The 18,963-nt window shown below is 66.2% G+C and carries 16 protein-coding genes and 1 pseudogene; 8 read left to right on the forward strand and 9 right to left on the reverse strand.

Annotated elements, in window-relative coordinates; genetic code table 11:
- The 3 genes and pseudogenes from WC729_RS29690 to WC729_RS29700 all read left to right on the forward strand — a co-directional run.
- Nucleotides 1–239, forward strand: a pseudogene (locus WC729_RS29690) (1-deoxy-D-xylulose-5-phosphate synthase); the annotation flags it as partial.
- Nucleotides 229–696, forward strand: coding sequence for a DUF2141 domain-containing protein (locus WC729_RS29695; RefSeq protein WP_372858439.1), 468 nt, complete (start codon nt 229–231; stop codon nt 694–696). The pseudogene WC729_RS29690 and the gene WC729_RS29695, both read left to right, overlap by 11 nt.
- Nucleotides 697–700: 4 nt before the next feature.
- The gene (locus WC729_RS29700; protein WP_372858442.1) at nt 701–3,301 is read left to right on the forward strand and encodes an MMPL family transporter; all 2,601 of its coding nucleotides are present in this window, start codon (nt 701–703) and stop codon (nt 3,299–3,301) included.
- A 347-nt stretch (nt 3,302–3,648) separates the two neighbouring features.
- Here WC729_RS29700 and WC729_RS29705 read toward each other — a convergent pair whose 3' ends face one another.
- Both WC729_RS29705 and WC729_RS29710 read right to left on the reverse strand, forming a co-directional pair.
- Nucleotides 3,649–4,740, reverse strand: coding sequence for an MlaA family lipoprotein (locus tag WC729_RS29705; protein ID WP_372858444.1), 1,092 nt, complete (start codon nt 4,738–4,740; stop codon nt 3,649–3,651).
- The gene (locus WC729_RS29710; RefSeq protein WP_372858446.1) at nt 4,737–5,342 is read right to left on the reverse strand and encodes an ABC transporter substrate-binding protein; all 606 of its coding nucleotides are present in this window, start codon (nt 5,340–5,342) and stop codon (nt 4,737–4,739) included. Before WC729_RS29710 ends, WC729_RS29705 begins: the two co-directional genes overlap by 4 nt.
- A gap of 225 nt (nt 5,343–5,567) precedes the next feature.
- Here WC729_RS29710 and ispH point away from each other — a divergent pair, with 225 nt between their 5' ends.
- Nucleotides 5,568–6,542 carry a 4-hydroxy-3-methylbut-2-enyl diphosphate reductase gene (ispH, locus tag WC729_RS29715; RefSeq protein ID WP_372858447.1) on the forward strand — a complete coding sequence of 325 codons (975 nt, stop codon included), beginning with the start codon at nt 5,568–5,570 and terminating at the stop codon, nt 6,540–6,542.
- A 9-nt stretch (nt 6,543–6,551) separates the two neighbouring features.
- The gene (hpnH, locus tag WC729_RS29720) at nt 6,552–7,697 is read left to right on the forward strand and encodes an adenosyl-hopene transferase HpnH (RefSeq protein WP_372858449.1); all 1,146 of its coding nucleotides are present in this window, start codon (nt 6,552–6,554) and stop codon (nt 7,695–7,697) included.
- Here the strand turns inward: hpnH and WC729_RS29725 are convergent.
- From WC729_RS29725 to hpnA, 7 genes are read right to left on the reverse strand one after another with little or no spacing between them, the layout of a single operon-like run.
- Nucleotides 7,685–8,362: a phosphorylase gene (locus tag WC729_RS29725; RefSeq protein ID WP_372858450.1), complete on the reverse strand. Its 678-nt coding sequence runs from the start codon at nt 8,360–8,362 to the stop codon at nt 7,685–7,687. The genes hpnH and WC729_RS29725 overlap by 13 nt on opposite strands.
- A complete protein-coding gene (shc, locus tag WC729_RS29730) occupies nt 8,359–10,326 on the reverse strand; it encodes a squalene--hopene cyclase (RefSeq protein WP_372858451.1) in 1,968 nt (655 codons plus the stop codon). The genes WC729_RS29725 and shc overlap by 4 nt, the downstream gene beginning before the upstream one ends.
- An 8-nt stretch (nt 10,327–10,334) precedes the next feature.
- Entirely contained in the window at nt 10,335–11,591 is a 1,257-nt protein-coding gene (gene hpnE / locus WC729_RS29735) for a hydroxysqualene dehydroxylase HpnE (RefSeq protein ID WP_372858452.1), read from the reverse strand.
- Complete coding sequence (gene hpnD, locus WC729_RS29740) at nt 11,576–12,415, reverse strand: presqualene diphosphate synthase HpnD (protein ID WP_372858453.1); 840 nt, start codon at nt 12,413–12,415, stop codon at nt 11,576–11,578. The genes hpnE and hpnD overlap by 16 nt, the downstream gene beginning before the upstream one ends.
- The gene (gene hpnC / locus WC729_RS29745) at nt 12,412–13,251 is read right to left on the reverse strand and encodes a squalene synthase HpnC (RefSeq protein WP_372858455.1); all 840 of its coding nucleotides are present in this window, start codon (nt 13,249–13,251) and stop codon (nt 12,412–12,414) included. Before hpnC ends, hpnD begins: the two co-directional genes overlap by 4 nt.
- Complete coding sequence (locus WC729_RS29750) at nt 13,251–14,384, reverse strand: glycosyltransferase (protein WP_372858456.1); 1,134 nt, start codon at nt 14,382–14,384, stop codon at nt 13,251–13,253. The genes hpnC and WC729_RS29750 overlap by 1 nt, the downstream gene beginning before the upstream one ends.
- On the reverse strand, nt 14,381–15,382 hold the full coding sequence (hpnA, locus tag WC729_RS29755) for a hopanoid-associated sugar epimerase (RefSeq protein WP_372858458.1): 1,002 nt from the start codon (nt 15,380–15,382) through the stop codon (nt 14,381–14,383). The genes WC729_RS29750 and hpnA overlap by 4 nt, the downstream gene beginning before the upstream one ends.
- A gap of 44 nt (nt 15,383–15,426) precedes the next feature.
- Here hpnA and hpnI point away from each other — a divergent pair, with 44 nt between their 5' ends.
- Genes hpnI through hpnK form a run of 3 tightly spaced genes read left to right on the forward strand, consistent with a single transcriptional unit; the run spans nt 15,427 to nt 18,956 of the window.
- Nucleotides 15,427–16,647: a bacteriohopanetetrol glucosamine biosynthesis glycosyltransferase HpnI gene (hpnI, locus tag WC729_RS29760; protein WP_372858460.1), complete on the forward strand. Its 1,221-nt coding sequence runs from the start codon at nt 15,427–15,429 to the stop codon at nt 16,645–16,647.
- A complete protein-coding gene (gene hpnJ, locus WC729_RS29765; protein WP_372858461.1) occupies nt 16,644–18,086 on the forward strand; it encodes a hopanoid biosynthesis associated radical SAM protein HpnJ in 1,443 nt (480 codons plus the stop codon). The genes hpnI and hpnJ overlap by 4 nt, the downstream gene beginning before the upstream one ends.
- 36 nt (nt 18,087–18,122) lie before the next feature.
- On the forward strand, nt 18,123–18,956 hold the full coding sequence (gene hpnK, locus WC729_RS29770) for a hopanoid biosynthesis-associated protein HpnK (protein WP_372858462.1): 834 nt from the start codon (nt 18,123–18,125) through the stop codon (nt 18,954–18,956).
- Nucleotides 18,957–18,963: the final 7 nt, after the last annotated feature.

Genomic DNA, 18,963 nt, shown 5'->3' on the forward strand with positions numbered 1-18,963 from the left:
GGTCGATCGGCGGGCTCGGCGCGCATGTGCTCACCCTCGCCAGCGACACCGGGCTGGTCGATGCGGGCCTCAAGATCCGCACCATGCGCCTGCCCGACACCTTCCAGGACCAGGACAAGCCCGAGAAGCAATATGCCGAAGCAGGCCTCGATGCCGATGCCATCGTCGATACCGTCCTCAAGGCACTCCGACACAACTCAGGCGGCGTCGTCGAGGAAGCCAGGCGCGATGCCGTTTAATCGGGTGCGTGCCTCGTTCGCCTTGCTGATCGGCTTCGGGGCCGCTGCCGCGGCGCCGGCGCCGAACGGCACGCTCACCATCCGGGTCGACAATGTCCGGAACTCGGCCGGCGTGGTTCATGTCGATATCTGCCCCCAGGCGCAGTTCCTGAAGGATGATTGCCCCTATGCCGGCGACGCGCCGGCCCGCGCCGGTGTCACCGTGGTGACGATCCACGGCCTGCCGGCCGGGCGCTACGCCGCGCAGGTTTTCCATGACGAAAACCGCAACAAGAAGGTCGATCGCGCGCTGTTCGGCATCCCGAAGGAAGGCGTGGGTTTCTCGAACGACGCCCGGATCAGCCTCGGGCCACCGAAATGGGCCGATGCGGTATTCGCCTTCGACGGGCAGGAGCAGGCGATCGGCCTGAAGATGCGTTATTTCCTGGGAGCTTCCGGGCCGGCAAAGGCACGCTGAGCGGATGCGTTCGCCCATTCCCGCCCTGGTCGCGGCCAGCGTTCGGCGTCCTTGGCTGACCTTGCTGTTGTCCCTCGTGCTGGCGGGCGTGGCGCTCGTCTTCACGGCGGCGCGGTTCGACATGACGACCGATACGGCTGCGCTGATCTCGCCCGATATCGATTGGCGCAAGCAGGAAAGGGCGATGGAAGCCGCCTTTCCCCAGCTCCGCGACGTGATGGTGGTGGTGGTCGACGGCCAGACACCCGAGCTGGCCGAGGATGCCGCCGCGAAGCTGACGGTCGCCCTGGCTGCGGACAAGGCGCATTTCAGGCTGGTGCGTCGGCCGGACGGTGGCGATTTCTTCGCCCGCGAAGGGTTGCTGTTCGGGTCGCGCGAGGATGTTCGCCAGGCGACCGCGGCCTTGATCGAGGCGCAGCCGATGCTTGGGCCGCTCGCCGCCGACCCGTCGCTGCGCGGCGTGAGTGGTGCCCTGTCGACGATGCTCGACGGAGTCGAGGCGAAAGCAGCGACGCTCGACCAGATCGACCGGCCGATGCGCGCGTTGGCCGATGCGACCGAGCGCTCGCTCGATGGCAAGCCGGGTTATTTCTCGTGGCAGCAATTGTTCGCCACTGGGGCAGGGCCGCTCAGCCCACCCAAGCGTCGCTTGATCCTGGCCCAACCGGTGCTCGATCACAGCGCGCTGATGCCGGGCGAGGCGGCAAGCGATGCGGTCCATGCCGCGGCAGCGGCGCTGCACCTCGATGCTGCGCACGGCGTGTCGGTTCGGCTGACCGGCGAAGTGCCGCTCGCTGACGAGGAATTTGCGACGCTGCAGGAGAATATCGGCGCGGTCGGCATGGTGATGCTCGGCGCCATGTTGGTGACCCTGTGGTTCGCGACGCGATCGGTCAGGCTGGTCGCAGCCATTTTCGGCACGATCATCCTCGGGCTGGTCGTCACCCTCGCGGTGGGACTGGCCGCGGTCGGGCGGCTCAACCTGATCTCGGTCGCCTTCATCCCCCTGTTCGTCGGGCTCGGCGTGGATTTCGGGATCCAGATTTGCGTGCGCTATAATGCCGAACGCGTGACCGGGCTTGCGCCCGCCGCGGCGCTGCAGGGGGCCGCGACGGCGCTCGGTGCGCCGCTGCTGCTGGCGGCGGGGGCGGTCTTCCTCGGTTTCGGCGCTTTCCTGCCCACCGCCTATATCGGCATCGCCGAGCTGGGCGTGATTGCTGGCCTCGGCATGGTGATCGCGCTGCTGTTCAGCGTGACCTTGCTGCCCGCTCTGGTCCTGCTGCTGCGTCCCGGCGCGCCGCGCCGCGAGGTCGGCTTCGCGCAATTCGCGCCGGCGGATCGCTTCCTCGAACGGCGCCGCAAGGCAGTGCTCTGGGCGTTCGGCGCGTCGATGGTGGTGAGCATCGCGTTGCTTCCCTGGGTCGTTTTCGACTTCAACCCGCTCCACCTGCGCGATCCCAAAGCACCGTCGATGCAGGCGCTGACCGACCTGACCCGCGATCCGGACCGGACGCCGAATACGATCGACGTGCTTGCGCCCGGTCCGAAGGCTGCGGAACTGACGCAGCGTCTGTCGGCGTTGCCCGAGGTGAAGCAAGTGATCTCGGTCGACAGCTTCGTGCCCGAGGATCAGCCTGCCAAGCTCGCCTTGATCCAGGATGCATCGGTGCTGCTCGACCTGACGCTCAACCCGTTCGACATCGCGCCACCGCCCGATGATGCAGCGTTGGTGACATCGCTCCGCCAGGTATCAGGTCGCTTGAAGGCGATAGGCGGAGCGGAGGAGGGCGCGGCAGAGGCGCGGCGCCTTGGGGCGGCATTCGAACGGCTGGCCTCCGCCACACCGGCCAAGCGCGCCGAAGTGAACGCGATGCTGTCGCGACCGCTGGCGGTGATGCTCGATCAGGTCCGTGCCGCGTTGCAAGCCGAGCCGGTCACGCGCGATAGCCTGCCGGCCGACATGGTCCGCGACTGGATCGCGCCGGATGGCCGGGCCAGGCTCCAGGTCTTCCCCAAGGGCGACGGCAACGACAATCAGGTGATCAAGCGCTTCCGCGCCGCGGTGGCGACGGTGACACCCGCGATCTCGGGCCTGCCGGTCGCTACGCAGGCGGCCGCCTTCACCGTGGCCGGCGCGTTCGTGCAGGCCGGGGTGATCGCCTTCGTGCTGGTCAGCCTGTTGCTGCTCGCGGTGCTGCGCAACCTGCGCGAAGTGATGTTCACTTTGGCGCCGGTGATCCTGTCGATCTTCCTGACGCTCGCCACCTGCGTGCTGATCGGCCAGCCGATCAACTTCGCCAATATCATCGCTTTCCCGCTGCTGTTCGGCGTCGGCGTCGCCTTCCATATCTATTTCGTGATGGCGTGGCGGGGCGGCGCAACCGGGCTGCTCCAATCGAGCCTTGCCCGCGCGGTGCTATTCAGCGCGCTCGCCACGGGAACGGCGTTCGGCAGCCTGTGGCTGTCGCACCATCCGGGTACGGCGAGCATGGGCAAGATCCTGATGATCTCGCTCATCTGGACGCTGATCTGCGCGCTGGTGTTCGAACCGGCCCTGCTTGGCCCGCCAGCTGAGAAAGACGAGGCGGAACCGGTCCTGACCTGAGAACCAGAGGCCTGGGATACGCCGGCTGGAAAAGCGATTCGCCAGCGTTTCTGGTCGAATATTTTTTTCCGCTGTTAAGTTGGATTTTGACGGCGAATTCTTCATCCATTTACAATGGCTTACTGCCGGTTTTCCCTGTTACGCATAACAGAGGAAAAAAGGGCGTGAAATGAGCGCGATTTTCCGCTGTTACCGGTCAAAAGGGCACGAAGAATCGTCCGACATTCAGCCGTCACGAGCGGTCCTTTGCAGTGTCTACGATATCAAAGAGCAGTTTTGATCCGTGCGCGTGCCTTGCGGACTTTTGAATTGAGCCTGACCAGGAGCAAGAGCGGGCGGGGTTCCGCTCAGGGCTGTGCCGGATCAGTGAGAGGATCGGCTTTGTCGGTCGCGGGAGCCGCGGTTTGCCCGGCAGGGGCCGCCTCGACGGCCGGCGTGGGTTTTGCAGGATCGCTCAACGGGTCATCCAAGGGGCTTGCCGCGCCCGATGCCGGGTCGCTCAGCGGATCTTCGAGCGGGTTGACGCCCTGTGTCGTCGCGCCACGGCCGTGCAGTTCCTGGATCTCGGCCGCGCGGTTCTGGAGATAGACCGACCGCAGTGTAGCATAGGGGTCCACCGCGCCGTCGAGCAGCGCCTTCATGTCGGCATCCGATTCAGCGCGCTGGTCGAGCGCGCTGAGCACGCCCCTGGGCACCTGAAATTGCCAGCGGTCGAAGGGATTGCCGACCGCGACCGGCAGTACGAAGCCGTCGCCCTGGCCGCCGATCAGGTCGCGGAGCGTGGTCGGGCCGACGAACGGGAGGAAAAGATAGGGCCCCGGCCCGACGCCATAATAGGCCAGCGTGTTGCCGAAACCGTTGCTTCGGTGCGGCAGCTTGACCCCAGGCGTCCCGGCGACATCCACCAGGCCGCCGATACCGATGGTCGAGTTGGCGGCAAAACGCACCAGCGTCCTGATCGCCCGGCCCGGCTTGAACTGGAGCAGGTCGTTCAGGAAGACGATCGGCTCGCCCAGATTGCTCAGGACATTGCGGATGCCCGAGCGCACAGGCTTGGGCACGACATGCTTGTAGGCCATCGCGGCCGGCCGGATGAATTTGCGGTCAGTGCTCTGGAACGCCGAGAACATGCGCCGGTTGAAGTTTTCCAGCGGGTCGCCCGGGGTCCGCGCGATGCTCCCGACCGGCGCTGCCTCGATCGCGGGAGGTGATTCGGCCGGGGCGGCCAGCGGCTTGGCGGCGGCCGGGTCGACCAGCGGGTCGAGCGGGATGGGATCGGCGGCCTGCGCCGGGGCAACTGCCTCGGTCCGGGGCTCGGGAGCGGTCGATTGGGGCGCGGTCGCTGGTGCAACCTGCACGATCGGCGCGAGCAGCGCCGCGGGCTCTTCCGGCGCCGCGCTGAGTAGCGCTACCGTCGGCAGGACGAAGCCGAGGCTCAATTCCCGCCCTTGGCAGCCAGTTCGTCGAGATGGCGGATCAGCGCCTTTGCCCCGCCCGTCGCCAGCACCCGGGAAAAATCGGAGCGGCGGGTAGCAAGCTGGCTGATCGAATTGCGGTAATAGACATCGATGATCTTCCAACCGCCGCCGCTGGCGCGCAGGCGATAGGCGATCGGGATCGGCGCCTCGCCGGCCTGCACGAGGCTGGTCTTCACCAGCTTGTCGGTCCCGCGGGTCTCGACCTTGGCGTCGACGGTGAATTTCTGGCCGGAGAAGGAATCGAAATTGGTGGCGTATTGGCCGATCACCATCCGCCTGAAGGCAGCGACCAGGGCAGTCTGATCCGCCGGTGCGATCCCGTTCCAGCCGGCGCCGACCGTCAGGCGGGTCATCAACGGCACGTCATAGACCCGGTCTACCACCGGACCGATCGCCGTCGCGCGGCCGCGCAGACCCATCGTCTTGCCGCCTTTCATGATCGAGACCAGGCCGTCGCAAAGTGCCTGTACCGCGGCACGCGCCGGGTCGTTGGCCTGGGCCAGCGCGGCTGGTGCGGGCGCGACCAGCGCCGAGAGGATCAGGGAGGGGATCAGGGTTCGCATGTTCGTTCCGTTCCGTTCTGCCCCGCGGCGGATGTATCGGCGCCGCGCCGCAAAATCCACCCTTTGGCGTACATCGTCCGGTCGAAACGGCGGGTTCCTAACATGCGTGCCGCTTTTACACCTTTTTCTTCGGCTACCGCGCCGCTATCTTCTCTCCGTAACGGCGAAGGATATCGTCGAACCGGGAGCTGGTGTGAAACTAGTACGGGGCTGGACACGGGTTTGATGACCGTTGAAAAAAGCGCTCCATTGCGGGTGATCCTCGCGAAGCCGAGGGGTTTCTGTGCGGGGGTGGTACGAGCTATCGACATTGTCGAACGGGCCCTCGATCTCCACGGGGCGCCGGTCTATGTCCGGCACGAGATCGTCCATAATCGCCATGTCGTAAACAAGCTGCGCAGCAAGGGCGCGATTTTCGTCGAGGAGCTGGCGGAGATTCCCGCCGGCGCACCGACCATCTTCAGTGCGCACGGGGTCGCCCGCTCGGTGCAGGACGAGGCGAAGCTGCGCGAATTGCCGGTGCTCGATGCGACCTGCCCGCTCGTCACCAAGGTCCATGTGCAGGGCCGGCGCTACGCCAAGGCCGGGCGCACGCTCGTGCTGATCGGCCATGCCGGGCATGCCGAGGTCGAGGGCACGATGGGGCAGGTCGACGCGCCGATCCATCTCGTGTCGACCGAGGCCGAGGTCGCAGCCCTGCCGCTCGCGATCGATACGCCGATCGCCTATGTCACCCAGACCACGCTCAGCGTCGACGATACCCGCAGCGTGATCGCCGCGCTCAACGAGCGGTTCAGCGACGTTCAGGGGCCTGACGTTTCCGACATCTGCTACGCCACGCAGAACCGCCAGACCGCCGTGCGCGATCTGGCGCGGGTCAGCGAGCTGCTGATCGTGGTCGGCGCCGAGAACAGCTCCAACTCCAACCGGTTGCGCGAAATCGGCGTCGAGATGGGCGTGCCGAGCTATCTCGTGGCCGATGGCGATGGCGTCGATCCGGCGTGGCTAACCGGCGTGGATGCGGTCGGCATCACCGCAGGTGCGTCGGCGCCGGACGAGCTTGTCGACGATGTCATCGCCGCCCTGGCCCAGCTCCGCCCGATCGAGGTCTCGCAGCTTGACGGCGTCGAGGAAAATATCGAGTTCAGCCTTCCGCCTGAGCTGAGAGATGTAATGCCGCGCGCCGCCGCGGCCGAATAGGACGATTCCATGAGCCTGCCACTTTCCCCGCTCGTTCGTATCGGTGCGTACACCGTCAGGCAGCATATCAAGGGTGGTCGTTACCCGCTGGTGCTGATGCTCGAGCCGCTGCTGCGCTGCAATCTCGCCTGCCCCGGGTGCGGCAAGATCGATTATCCCGATGCGATCCTCAATCAGCGCTTGAGCTATGACCAGTGCATGGAGGCAATCGACGAATGCGGCGCGCCCGCAGTGTCGATCGCGGGCGGCGAGCCGCTGCTGCACCGCGACATGCCGAAAATCGTGAAGGGGTACATCGCGAAGAAGAAGTTCGTGATCCTGTGCACCAACGCGCTGCTGCTGAAGAAGAAGATCGACGATTACGCGCCGTCGCCCTTCTTCACCTGGTCGATCCATCTCGATGGCGACAAGGGCATGCATGACCATGCGGTCGACCAGGACGGCACCTATGAGGTGGCGATCGAGGCGATCGAGCTGGCCAAGGCGAAGGGTTTCCGCGTCCAGGTCAATTGCACGGTGTTCGATGGCGCCTCGTCCGAGCGGCTGGCGGGTTTCTTCGACGAGATGGAGAAGCGCGGCGTCGAGATCACCATCTCTCCCGGCTATGCCTATGAGCGGGCGGCCGACCAGGAGCATTTCTTCAACCGCACCCGCACCAAGCAGTTCTTCCGCGACGTGTTCGCACGCGGCGATGGCGGCAAGAAATGGACCTTCACCAATTCGCCGTTGTTCCTCGACTTCCTCGCCGGCAACCAGAGCTATGAATGCACCCCCTGGTCGATGCCGCTGCGCACCGTCTTCGGCTGGCAGAAGCCGTGCTACCTGGTCGGCGAAGGCTATGTGAAAAGCTTCAAGGAGCTGATGGAAGGCACCGAGTGGGACGATTATGGCGTCGGAAAGTACGAAAAGTGCGCCGACTGCATGGTCCATTGCGGGTTCGAAGGCACGGCCGCGACGGATTCGATCCGCCATCCGCTCAAGATGTTCGCGATCGGCCGCAAGGGCGTGCGCACGACCGGGCCGATGGCGCCGGACATCGATATCAGCAACCAGCGCCCGGCGCAGAACGTGCATTCATCGCATGTCGAGCGGGAACTCGAGATCATCCGCGCCGCCAATCCCAAGGCAGCCAAACACGTGGTTCAGGCCTCGTAATCCTCAGGGTCGGGAGGCAGGTGTTCGGGCGAGATGCGGTCGAAATGGCCCGCAGCGATCGCCGCGAACGTGCGCTCCAGGCTCTTGAAGGCGCGCCCGGCCTGATCGCCAGTGCGGATCAGGGAGGGTAGCTGGCGGGGTTGGCGGGCCAGCGACCACAGCACGGCGCGGAGCGCCATGCTTCCATCCGGTTTCATCCCGACCAGCGCGGCCGGAGGAAGGGTGGATCCGGCATCGTCCGAGATCACCCGCACCGCCACGAACGGCAGGTTCCTGCGGGCGGCGACCCGTCTCGCGATGTGCGTTTCCATATCGACCGCGATGGCGCCGGTGCGATCGGTGAGGGCCTGTTTTTCCGCGGCCGTCGCCACGATGGTGTCGCTGCCGACAACGGCGCCGATCCGGGCATGCGGCAGGATGGCCTGAAGTCGCGCGACCAACCCACGGTGACCGTCGATCACAACGTCTCCCGGCAGCAATGTCGGGTCGAGAGCGCCTGCCAGCCCACTCGACACAATGATTCCGGGAAACATCTCCACCATGTCGTCGAGCTCGGCATCGAGCCGTGCGGCATCGCCGCCGCCGACCACCACGAACACATCGCGGCCGGGCCGTTCGATGATGCTCTCCTCGCGCTTCAGCCCGCAGGCGACGACCAGCGTCACATCCCGTACGCGACCTGGCGCGTGTTGGAGCGCTTCAGGTTGCGATAGCGCGCCATCGCCCAGAGCGGAAAATATTTCGGGTAACCGTGATAGCGCAGATAGAAGACCCGCGGGAAACCGCCGCCGGTGTACATCTCCTGCCCCCAGAGCCCATCCGCCTCCTGGTTCGCCGCGAGCCAGGCCACGCCGCGCGCGACCGTCGGCGAATCCACTTCGCCTGCCGCCATCAGCCCCAGCAGCGCCCAGGCGGTTTGCGACGCAGTCGAGGGGGCAGGGGTGTAACCCGCGTAATCGAGCGCGTAGCTCTCGCAGCCCTCGCCCCATCCGCCGTCCGCATTCTGGATCCGGGCGAGCCAGTCGACGGCTTTCGCGACGATCGGTTCCTCCGGCGCAAAACCCGCCGCGTTGAGCGCGCACAGCACTGACCAGGTGCCGTAGACATAGTTTACCCCCCAGCGCCCGAACCAGCTTCCGTCGGGCATCTGTTCCTTCGCCAGGAAATCGAGGGCGGCGCGCATGCGATCGCTGTCGCGTGCCTCGCCGAGCTGCGCGAGCATCGACACACAGCGTGCGCTGACGTCCGAGGTCGGCGGATCGAGCAGGGCGCCATGATCGGCGAAGGGCAGGTTGTTGAGATAGTGATAGCTGTTGTCGGCATCGAACGCGCCCCAGCCGCCATCGCGGCTTTGCAGGCCGACGGTCCATTCGACGCCGCGGTCGATTGCTTCGCGCCATTCTCTCTCAGGGGCTTCGCGCGCCCTGGCGCGGTCCATCGCCATCACCACCACGGCGGTGTCGTCGAGATCGGGATAATGCGCGTTGTTGTATTGGAAGGCCCAGCCGCCCGGGCGAACATCGGGCTTCTCCTCCGCCCAGTCGCCTTTCACATCGAGTACCTGCAACGGCTTCAGCCAGTCGAGCCCGCGGCCGGCGCGCGCTTCGGCATCTTCGCCACCTGCTTCCAGCATCGCATGCGCGGCGAGCGCGGTGTCCCAGACCGGCGAGACGCAGGGCTGGCAATAGGCTTCGTCCTCCCGGATCACGAGCAGCTTCTCGACCGATTGGCGGGCGATCGCGCGCGCCGGGTGATCCTCGGCATAGCCCAGGCAATCGAACATCATCACGCTGTTCGCCATCGCCGGATAGATCGCGCCGAGCCCGTCCTCGCCGTTCAGCCGCTCGATCACGAAATCGACACAGGCCTTGATCGCCCGCGCGCGCAGCTTCTTCGGCCACAGCCCGTTGCCGGCCTTGAGCACCCGGTCGAGCGCGTTGAAACCATGCGTCCACAGCCATTTGGTGTCGGCCGCCTTGGTGCCCGGGCGGACGTCCTTACCGGTATAGAGCTCGTCGACCTTCACCCCGAGCGCGTTGCGTGCGATGGGCTGGAGCGCGCCGAGCACGAGCAACGACACCACCACGGTGCGGGCCCAATAGGACATCTTCGACAGATGGATCGGGAACCAGCGCGGCAGCAGGATCAGCTCCGGCGGCATGGTCGGCACGGTCGACCAGGGGCCCGCCGCAAACAAGGCAAGCTGAATGCGGGTGAAGACATTGACCGCCGCCGCGCCGCCCACCGCCAGTATCGCGGCGCGGGCCTTCGCCATGTGCGGCGCGTCGACCGGATCGCCGATCATCTTCAGTGCGTAATAGGCTTTTACCGAGGCGCTGACATCGAACGCACCGCCATGGAACAGTCCCCAGCCATGATGCTCCGCCGACTGGATGCGGCGCAGATAGGTGGCGATCTTCGCTTCGAGCGCGGCATCGACCGGCTCGCCGAGATAATGGCGCAGCAGGATATATTCGGCCGGGATCGTCGCATCGGCCTCGAGTTCGAACACCCAATGGCCGTCGTCGCGTTGCAATTTCGCAAGCGCGTCGGTCGCGCGATCGACCACGGCTTCGACCGTGGCGAGCGACGTCGCCGTTTCCCCGATCCCGGAAAAGCTCTGGTGCATGCCTCTTCCTATCGCCCAAGCGCGAGGCGCGCCACGGTTTCCCCGGACCGCAAGGCGCCCTCGATCGTGGCCGGGAGGCCGGTATCCGTCCAGTCGCCGGCAAGGAACAGGTTGCGCCAGCGCGTCGCGGCGGGCGGACGCTTGGCATTCTGCTCGGGTGTGGCGGCGAAGGTCGCGCGCTTCTCCTTGACGATCTGCCAGGCCGGCATCGGTGTATCCAGGCCTAGCGCGGCGCAGATATCGGCCCAAAAGGTCCGCGCGAGCGCCTCGCGGTCCATATCGACCAGCCGGTCGGCGGCGCTGACCGTGACCGAGAGACGGTCGGGAAAGGCGAAGAGCCATTCCGCCGTCCCGCCGAACAGCCCGAGCATCGGCGGCGCGCCGGCCGGGACGGGCAGGGCGAAATGCCCGTTGACGATGGCGCGGAATTCGTCGGGCGCGTGCAACTCGGGCACCAGCGAGGTAGCGACCCATGGCGGCACCGCGAGGATCACCGCCTCGTCCGCGGCGACCGGCTCGATGCCCCCACCCCAGTCGAGGCCCGTCACGCGGTCGCCATCGACCGCAATGGCGCGAAGCCGACGCCCGAGCGTTACCGCGCTTCCCCGGTCGGCGAGCCAGGCGAGCGCAGGATCGATAAAGGCGGCGCCAAGGCTGGGCTCCGCAACACGGGGACGCATCGCGCGACCACCTTTAGCGATCGTCTCGCGCAGGACTGAGGCGGCAAGCTTGGCCGAAGATTCGCCGGGCGCCGTGTTGAGCGCCGCGAGCAGCACCGGCTCGAGCAGATGCGACCAGACCGGGCCACGCGCGGCGACGCGCTGGTCGATTCGGCCCTCCCGGGTCGACAGCAGCTTCGCGAACGGCAGGTAATCGCTGATCCTGCTGCCCGGTACACGCCGGGCCGGCACTGCGACCCACCAGGGGACCGCGCCGTCATTGATCCGCACGGTCCAGCGTTTCGCGCTGGTCAGGTCGTGGAAGGTGAAGTCCGCATGGTCGGGTCCGGCCAGCGGAGTCGTCGCGCCCACTAGCGATCGGAAGCGCTCGACCGCAGGATTGCCCGACAGGACAAGGTGATTGCCGTTGTCGATCGTCAGGCCAAGCTGCGGATCGTGATAGGAACGACAGCGCCCGCCTGCCTGCGCCGCTGAATCCGAAATCGACACCGCGACGCCCGCCTTGCGTAACGCCACGGCGGCGGAAAGCCCCGCCAGACCGGCACCGGCAATCGTCGCCCGGGTGAAGCTCAGCGCGTCAGCCATAGCCACGCCACGGTCCCGAGCAGCGCCAGCTTGGACACCTTCACCCGGTGGCGCGGCGGTTTCCATCCGATCGCCTCGGTCCGCTGAAGAACTTTGGCATAGGCCGCCTCCATCAGGCGCGGCGCGATCAAATGCCCACGCGGCCGAGTCGCCAGCACCGCGTGCGCGCGCCGGTAATGCTCGTGCGCCGTCGCAGCGAGCGAACGGCAGGCGGAATCGATCCGCGGATCGGCGACGACGTCGAGCGGCGTGGTGAGAGGAATGCCAGCGGCGGAGATCGCCTCGACCGGGAGATAGACCCGCCCGATCTCCGCATCCTCATCGACGTCGCGCAGGATGTTGGTGAGCTGTAACGCGCGGCCGAGATGATAGGCGAGCTCGATGCCCGGGGCCTCGTCCATGCCGAAGATTCGCACCGACAGCCGCCCCACGGCGGAAGCGACACGATCGCAATAGAGATCGAGCTCGGCCATGGGCGGCCAGCGGATGTCGCGATCGACGTCCATTGCCATGCCGTCGATCACCGCCTCGAAATCGGCGCGGTCGAGGTCGAAGCGTTTCACGGCTTCGGCGACCAGCGCCGCCTGTCCCGGGGGCCCGCCCGCATAAAGCGAATCGAGATCGGCGCGCCACGCGTCGAGGGCCTGCATCCGACCTTCGCGATTGCCTTGCTGATCGTCGGCGATATCGTCGACCAACCGGCAAAAGCCGTAGATCGCATACATCGCTTCGCGCTCGGCCTTGGGCAGCACGCGCATGCCGGCATAGAAGGAACTGCCCGAAACCTGCCGTTGTAGGGCGGCGGGGGTGGCGTCCGGGTTCATGCCGCGCGCCGGAACAGGCTGCCGACCGCAGCGCTGGCGGCGAGGAAGCCGGCCTCCCAGGTCTTGTGATGCACGCGCTCGCTGAGCGGATCGCGCGTCTCCAGGCGCCCGCACAGGCTCACCGCGAGGCGCTGGATGATCGCGACCTCGGCAGCGAGGCGTCTGTCCGCGATCATGGCGGGGAAACGGGCAGACGTGTCGAGCAGCATACGGGTCTTGCCTGCGAGGGAGACGATCGCGGCGCGCAAGGCCGGCGTGGCGCGATCTGCCGCGAGGTCCTCGATCCGCGCGCCTGTCTCGGCGAAGGTCTCGGCGGGGATATAGACGCGGTCGAGCGTTCGGTAATCCTTCGCGCAATCCTGGAGATGATTGATCACCTGCAATGCCGCGCAGAGCGCGTCGGATGCGGGCCAGGTAGCGCGATCCTCGCCATGCACGTCGAGCACATAGCGTCCGACCGGCATCGCCGACAGCCGGCAATAGCCGATCAGCCCTTCCCAATCCTCATACCGCGTGACGGTCACATCGCGCTCGAACGCATTGAGCAGGTCGTGCGCATGCATGGGATCGAGCCGGCGATCGGCCATGACCGCGCGTAGTGCGAGCGCCTCCGCCGCACCCTCCGCCTTACCGTCGAGCCCGGCCCGCATCCGCCCGAGCTGCGCGAGCTTTTCTGCCGCCGGCAGCGTCTCATGATCGGAGATGTCGTCCGCCACGCGGGCAAAACGGTAGAAGGCCATCACCGGGGCGCGGTGTTCCGGTTTGAGCAGGATCGAAGCGACGGGGAAATTCTCGTCGCGATGTCCCTTGCCCGAGGCGAGATCGGCGGCCTCCATCAGCGGGCCCCCGATGCCTGAGCGCGGCCTTTCCACATTCCACCACGTCCCCGCATATGCTGCCATGCCGATAGCAAGGTGCAGCCGGCGTAGAAAGCCGCGATCAGCGGCAGGGCAACACCCCAAAGCGGGGAACGGCGATAGAAGCGCAGCATCGGCTGGAACGAGATCGCCATCAGGGCCCAGGCAGTCGCGCCGGCGATCTGCGCCCAACCGGTGCCTGCCAGAGTCAGTACGGGTGGAGCGCCATAAATCAGCGCGAGGCCGACAAGGGTGCCGACCAGCAGCAGTGGCGAATAACCCAGCTGGGCATAGGCCGAGCGCGAGATCATCGCGGCGATCACGCCGGCATCGTCATAGGCCCGGATGCTGCGCGAACGGTGCGTGAGGCCAAGCCAGATCGGGCCCTGCTTCTTGAGCAACGCGCCCAGGGTGCAATCGTCGATCAATGCGGTGCGGATGGCGGCGATACCGCCGGCCGCCGCCAGTGCGTCCCGGCGCACCAGCATGCAGCCGCCCGCCGCCGCGCCGGGGCCATTCGGGCGGTTCACCCGGCCGAATGGATAGAGCATCTGAAAGAAGAAGACGAAGGCGGGAATCAGCGCGCGCTCGGCCAGGCTCGTGCAGCGCAGTTCGGCCATCAGCGAGACGAGTGTCAGTCCACCGGCCTCGCCGCGCGCGACCAGGGTGCGGAGCGTGTCGGGTTCGTGCGCGATATCGGCATCGGTCAGCCAGAGGTGGCGCGGCGCCGGGCCGGCATGCTCGACGCCCTGCGCGACCGCCCAGAGCTTGCCGGTCCAGCCGGAGGCAAGCGGCTGACCGGTCAGCACTTCCAGCGCGTGCGGGCCTTGCGTCGCGCGCGCGCTGTCGGCGGTGCCGTCGCTGCTCGAATCGTCGACCAGGATGATGCGGAAGCGGCCGGGATAGTCCTGCGCACGCAGGCTGCCGATCGCGCGGCCGATCACCTCCGCTTCGTCGCGGGCCGGGACGATCGCGACCACCTCAGGCCAATCGGCCGGGTCTTTTGGAACCTGGTGAGTGTCGCGTTCGCGGGCGAGCCAGAAGTCGCCATGCGCGAAGACCAACCCCAGCCAGATGACGAGGCTCAATCCGCCGATGACGAGGGCGATCACCGGATCATCCCCGCATCTTTGAACCAAAGAATCGCGTCGCTCACGGCTTCTTCCCAGGGCCGGGCGCGATAGCCGAATTCGGCCTCTGCCTTGGCCGACGTGAAGAACATATGGTGCTTCGCCATCTTGAGCCCGTCGACCGTGAGGAACGGCTCCTTGCCGGTGATCCGCGCCAGCGCCTCATTGGCATAGGCCAGCGGGAAGAGCGGCGCGCGGGGCAGGCTGATCGTGGGCGGTCGGCGCTTCATGATCGCGGCGATGGCGGCGAGCATGTCGGCCAACCGTACGTCCTGCCCGCCAAGGATGTAGTGCTCGCCGACCCGCCCCTTCTCCAGCGCCTGCAGATGGCCGGCGGCGACATCGTCGACATGGACGAGGTTGAGACCGCTATCGAGATAGGCCGGCATCTTGCCGTTCGCTGCCTCGACGATGATCCGCCCGGTCGGCGTCGGCCGCACGTCGCGCGGACCGATCGGGGTGGAGGGATTGACGATCACCGCGGGCAGGCCCCGCTCGGCGACCATTTGCTCGACCAGCCGCTCGGCGACGACCTTGCTGCGCTTATAGGCGCCGACTGCCTGTTCCGGCGTGGCGGCGCGGGTCTCGTCGGCGGGGCCTGCGGGGTCGGGCTTCAGCGTGGCGACGCTGCTCGTATAGACCAGCCGCTCGATTCCGGCCGCCAGCGCCGCCTCCATCACTGCGCGGGTGCTGGCGAGGTTGTTGCGGACAATCTCTTCCGGATCGGGCGCCCAGATCCTGTAATCGGCAGCGACATGGAACAGGTGGCGCACGCCGCGCATCGCTTCGGCCATCGCCGCAGGATCGCGCGCATCGCCTTCGACAAGCGTTCCGGGAAAATCGATGAGATTGGTGCGCGGGCTGGTCGCTCGGACGAGACCGCGCACCTGCCGTCCCTGCGCGGCGAGTGCCCGTGCCACCGCCGATCCGACAAAACCCGACACGCCGGTGACCAGCACCGCATCCGAACTCTGGCTCACCCCGCCTCCGCGCGTTTCGATCGCGCTCTACACAGGATGCGCGCGTGGCGATAGGGAGGGGCGATGGCAGATATGGGCAATCGGATGGATCGGCGCGGACGCTCACCCGAATGCTGATGGTTGCGATCCTCGGCTGGGCCCTGCTTGCGCTGGGCGCAATCGGCGCTCTCTATATGATCGCCGCGACGATCGTTTTCCGGCGCTTCATGGCCGGACAAGAATTGCCCGGCTCCAGCAGCGAAGCCATAACTCTGCTCAAGCCGCTCCACGGCGCCGAGCCGCGCCTCTTCGAAAACCTGGCGAGCTTCCTCGCCCAGGATCATGCCGGCCCGATCCAGCTTCTCTGCGGCGTCCAGCGCGCCGACGATCCCGCCATCCCCGTGGTGGAGGCGCTGCGCGTCCGATACCCGCATATCGCCATCGACCTCGTGATCGATCCTGCGAACCACGGCGCGAATCGCAAGGTATCCAACCTCATCAACATGATGGCGAGGGCAGAACACCCGATCCTGGTGCTGAGCGACAGCGACATGGTCGCGACGCCCGATTATCTCTCCCGGGTCCTTGCCGCGCTCGACCCGCCGGATGTGGGCGCAGTGACCTGCCTCTATTTCGGCCGCGGCGATGCGGGCTTCTGGTCGCGGCTCGGCGCGGCGGGGCTCAGCTATCAGTTCCTGCCCGGCGCGGTGTTCGGCGTCGCGCTCGGGCTGGCGCGGCCGTGTATGGGGTCGACCATCGCGATCCGGCGCGCGACTCTCGACCGGATCGGCGGTTTCGCCCGTTTCGCGGATATGCTCGCCGACGATTATGCGATCGGCGAAGCGATCCATGCGCTTGGGAAAAAGGTGGCGGTACCGCCGATGTTGGTCACCCATGCCTCGGTCGAGCGCAATTTTGGCGAGCTGTGGCGGCACGAACTGCGCTGGGGCGCGACCGTGCGCGGCGTCGTGCCGGGCGCCTATATCGGGTCAGTGATCGGCATGCCGTTTCCGCTCGCCCTGCTGGGTGCGGCGCTCGTTCCGGCGCCTATGGTCGGCCTTGCGATCGCGCTGGTGTCGCTCGTCGTCCGCGCCCTTGTCGTCCGCACCGTCGACCGCCGGACGGGTGCGCAGGCCGCGCCCCTGTGGCTGTTGCCGGTGCGCGATTGCCTGTCCTTCGCGATATTCGTCGCAAGCTTCTTTGCTGCTTCGGTTGATTGGCGCGGACAACGGCTTAGAATGGAGAGTGACGGCCTCGTTTCGGCCGATCCGGAGACTTTCGCATGATGCGTACGCTGTTCCTTCAGGCTCCCTCGTTCGACGGCTATGACGGAGGGGCCGGCGCGCGCTATCAGATGAAGCGCGAGGTGAAGTCTTTCTGGTATCCCACCTGGCTTGCCCAGCCGGCGGCGATGGTCGAGGGCTCGAAGCTGATCGACGCCCCCGCGCACGACCAGAGCTGGGACGATATCAAGCACGAGTTCGACGAGCGCGACCTGGTCATTCTCCACACCTCGACGCCGAGCTTTGGCCAGGACGTCCGCACCGCCGCCCTGATCAAGGAGCGCAACCCGAAGATACTGATCGGCTTTGTGGGCGCCAAGGTCGCGGTCGAGCCCGACAAGAGCCTCGCCGCTTCGCCGCATATCGATTTCGTCGCGCGCGAGGAATATGATTTCACCATCTTGGAGATCGCGCAGGGCAACCCGCTCGCCACCGTGGACGGCATCACCTGGCGTGCGCCCGACGGCGCGTTCGTGCGCAACAAGGACCGCGCGATCATCGAGGACATGGACGTCCTCCCCATGGTCTCGCCGGTCTACAAGCGCGATCTCACAATCGAGAAATATTTCGGCGGCTATCTCCTCCATCCTTATGTCAGCTTTTACACCGGCCGCGGCTGCAAGAGCCGCTGCACCTTCTGCCTGTGGCCGCAGACGATCAGCGGTCACAATTATCGCTTCCGCTCGGTCCCCAAGGTGATCGAGGAAGTGCAGTACATCCTGAACGAGATCCCCGAGACCAAGGAGATCTTCTTCGACGACGATACGCTGACCGACAATCATGCCCGCGTCGAGGAACTGGCGATCGCACTCGGCAAGCTGGGTTTCGGCAAGAAGGGCTTCCCGGTTTCGTGGAGCTGCAACGCCAAGGCCAATGTGCCGAAGAAGACGCTCGAGGTGCTGAAGGCCAATGGGTTGCGGCTGTTGCTCGTCGGCTATGAGAGCGGCAACCAGCAGATCCTGCACAACATCAAGAAGGGCCTGCGCACCGATGTCGCGCGGCAATTTACCAAGGACTGCCACGCGCTCGGCATCGTCATCCACGGCACCTTCATCCTCGGCCTGCCGGGCGAAACCGAGGAGACGATCGAGGAGACGATCAACTACGCCAAGGAGATCGATCCGCACACGATCCAGGTCTCGCTGGCGGCGCCCTATCCCGGCACCTTCCTGTACAAGCAGGCGACCGAGAATGGCTGGTTCGACAACAGCAACGATCTGCTGACCGATGGCGGCAACCAGATCGCTCAGCTCAGCTATCCGCACCTGCCGGCAAGCGTGATCTTCGACAAGGTCGAGGAATTCTACAAACGCTTCTATTTCCGCCCGTCCAAGATCTGGTCGATCGTGTCCGAGATGCTGCGCGACTGGAACATGATGAAGCGCCGCCTGCGTGAAGGGGTGGAGTTCTTCGACTTCCTGCGCCGGCGGAAAGAGGCGTGATCCTTCTCCCTCTCCCAAAAAGGGGAGGGGGCTAAGGTGAAGCGCCTCATTGTCACCTCCGACGATTTCGGTGCCGCTGTCGCGGTCAATGAGGCCGTGGAGCAAGCCCATCGCACCGGCATCCTCACTGCCGCGAGCCTGATGGTCTCCGGCGACGCAGCCGCGGACGCGGTCGCGCGCGCCATAACCATGCCGAAGCTCGGCGTCGGCCTCCATGTCGTACTGGTGGAGGGCAGGCCAACGCTCCCTCCCGAGCAGCTATCCGAACTGGTTGATACGACTGGGCATTTCCGCACCGATATGGTTCGTGCCGGCATTACGATCTTCGCCAGTCCCACCGCGCGGCGTCAACTTCTCGCCGAAGTGGAGGCGCAGTTCGCTGCCTTCGCCGCGACCGGACTGCCACTCGACCATGTCAACGCCCACAAGCATTTCCACCTCCACCCCACCATCGCTTCCGCGATCCTCAGGGTGGGCAAGCGCTATGGCATGAAATCGGTCCGCGCGCCGATCGAACCACGCGATGTGTTGAGAAGGATCGAGCCGGATACACGAGGGATTGACGTCGCCCGGCTCTGGGCACTGTTGGTCCGCCGACGGATGCGCGCGGCGGGCATGACGGTGCCGGATCAGGTGTTCGGGCTCGCCTGGTCGGGCGCGATGGATGCGGGGCGTATGCGGGGGCTGATCGATCGGCTCCCTAAGGGACTGACCGAGATCTACACGCACCCCGCCACCGACGATCATTATCCCGCCCACGCACCCGGCTATGCCTATCGCGACGAGCTTGCGGCCCTGATCGACCCCCTTGCACGCGAGGCGATCTCGCGCGACAGGATTGCGCTGGGGAGCTTCACTGACTTCGCTTGAGACCTTC

This window comes from Sphingomonas sp. (assembly GCF_041661825.1).
Classification (GTDB): domain Bacteria; phylum Pseudomonadota; class Alphaproteobacteria; order Sphingomonadales; family Sphingomonadaceae; genus Sphingomonas.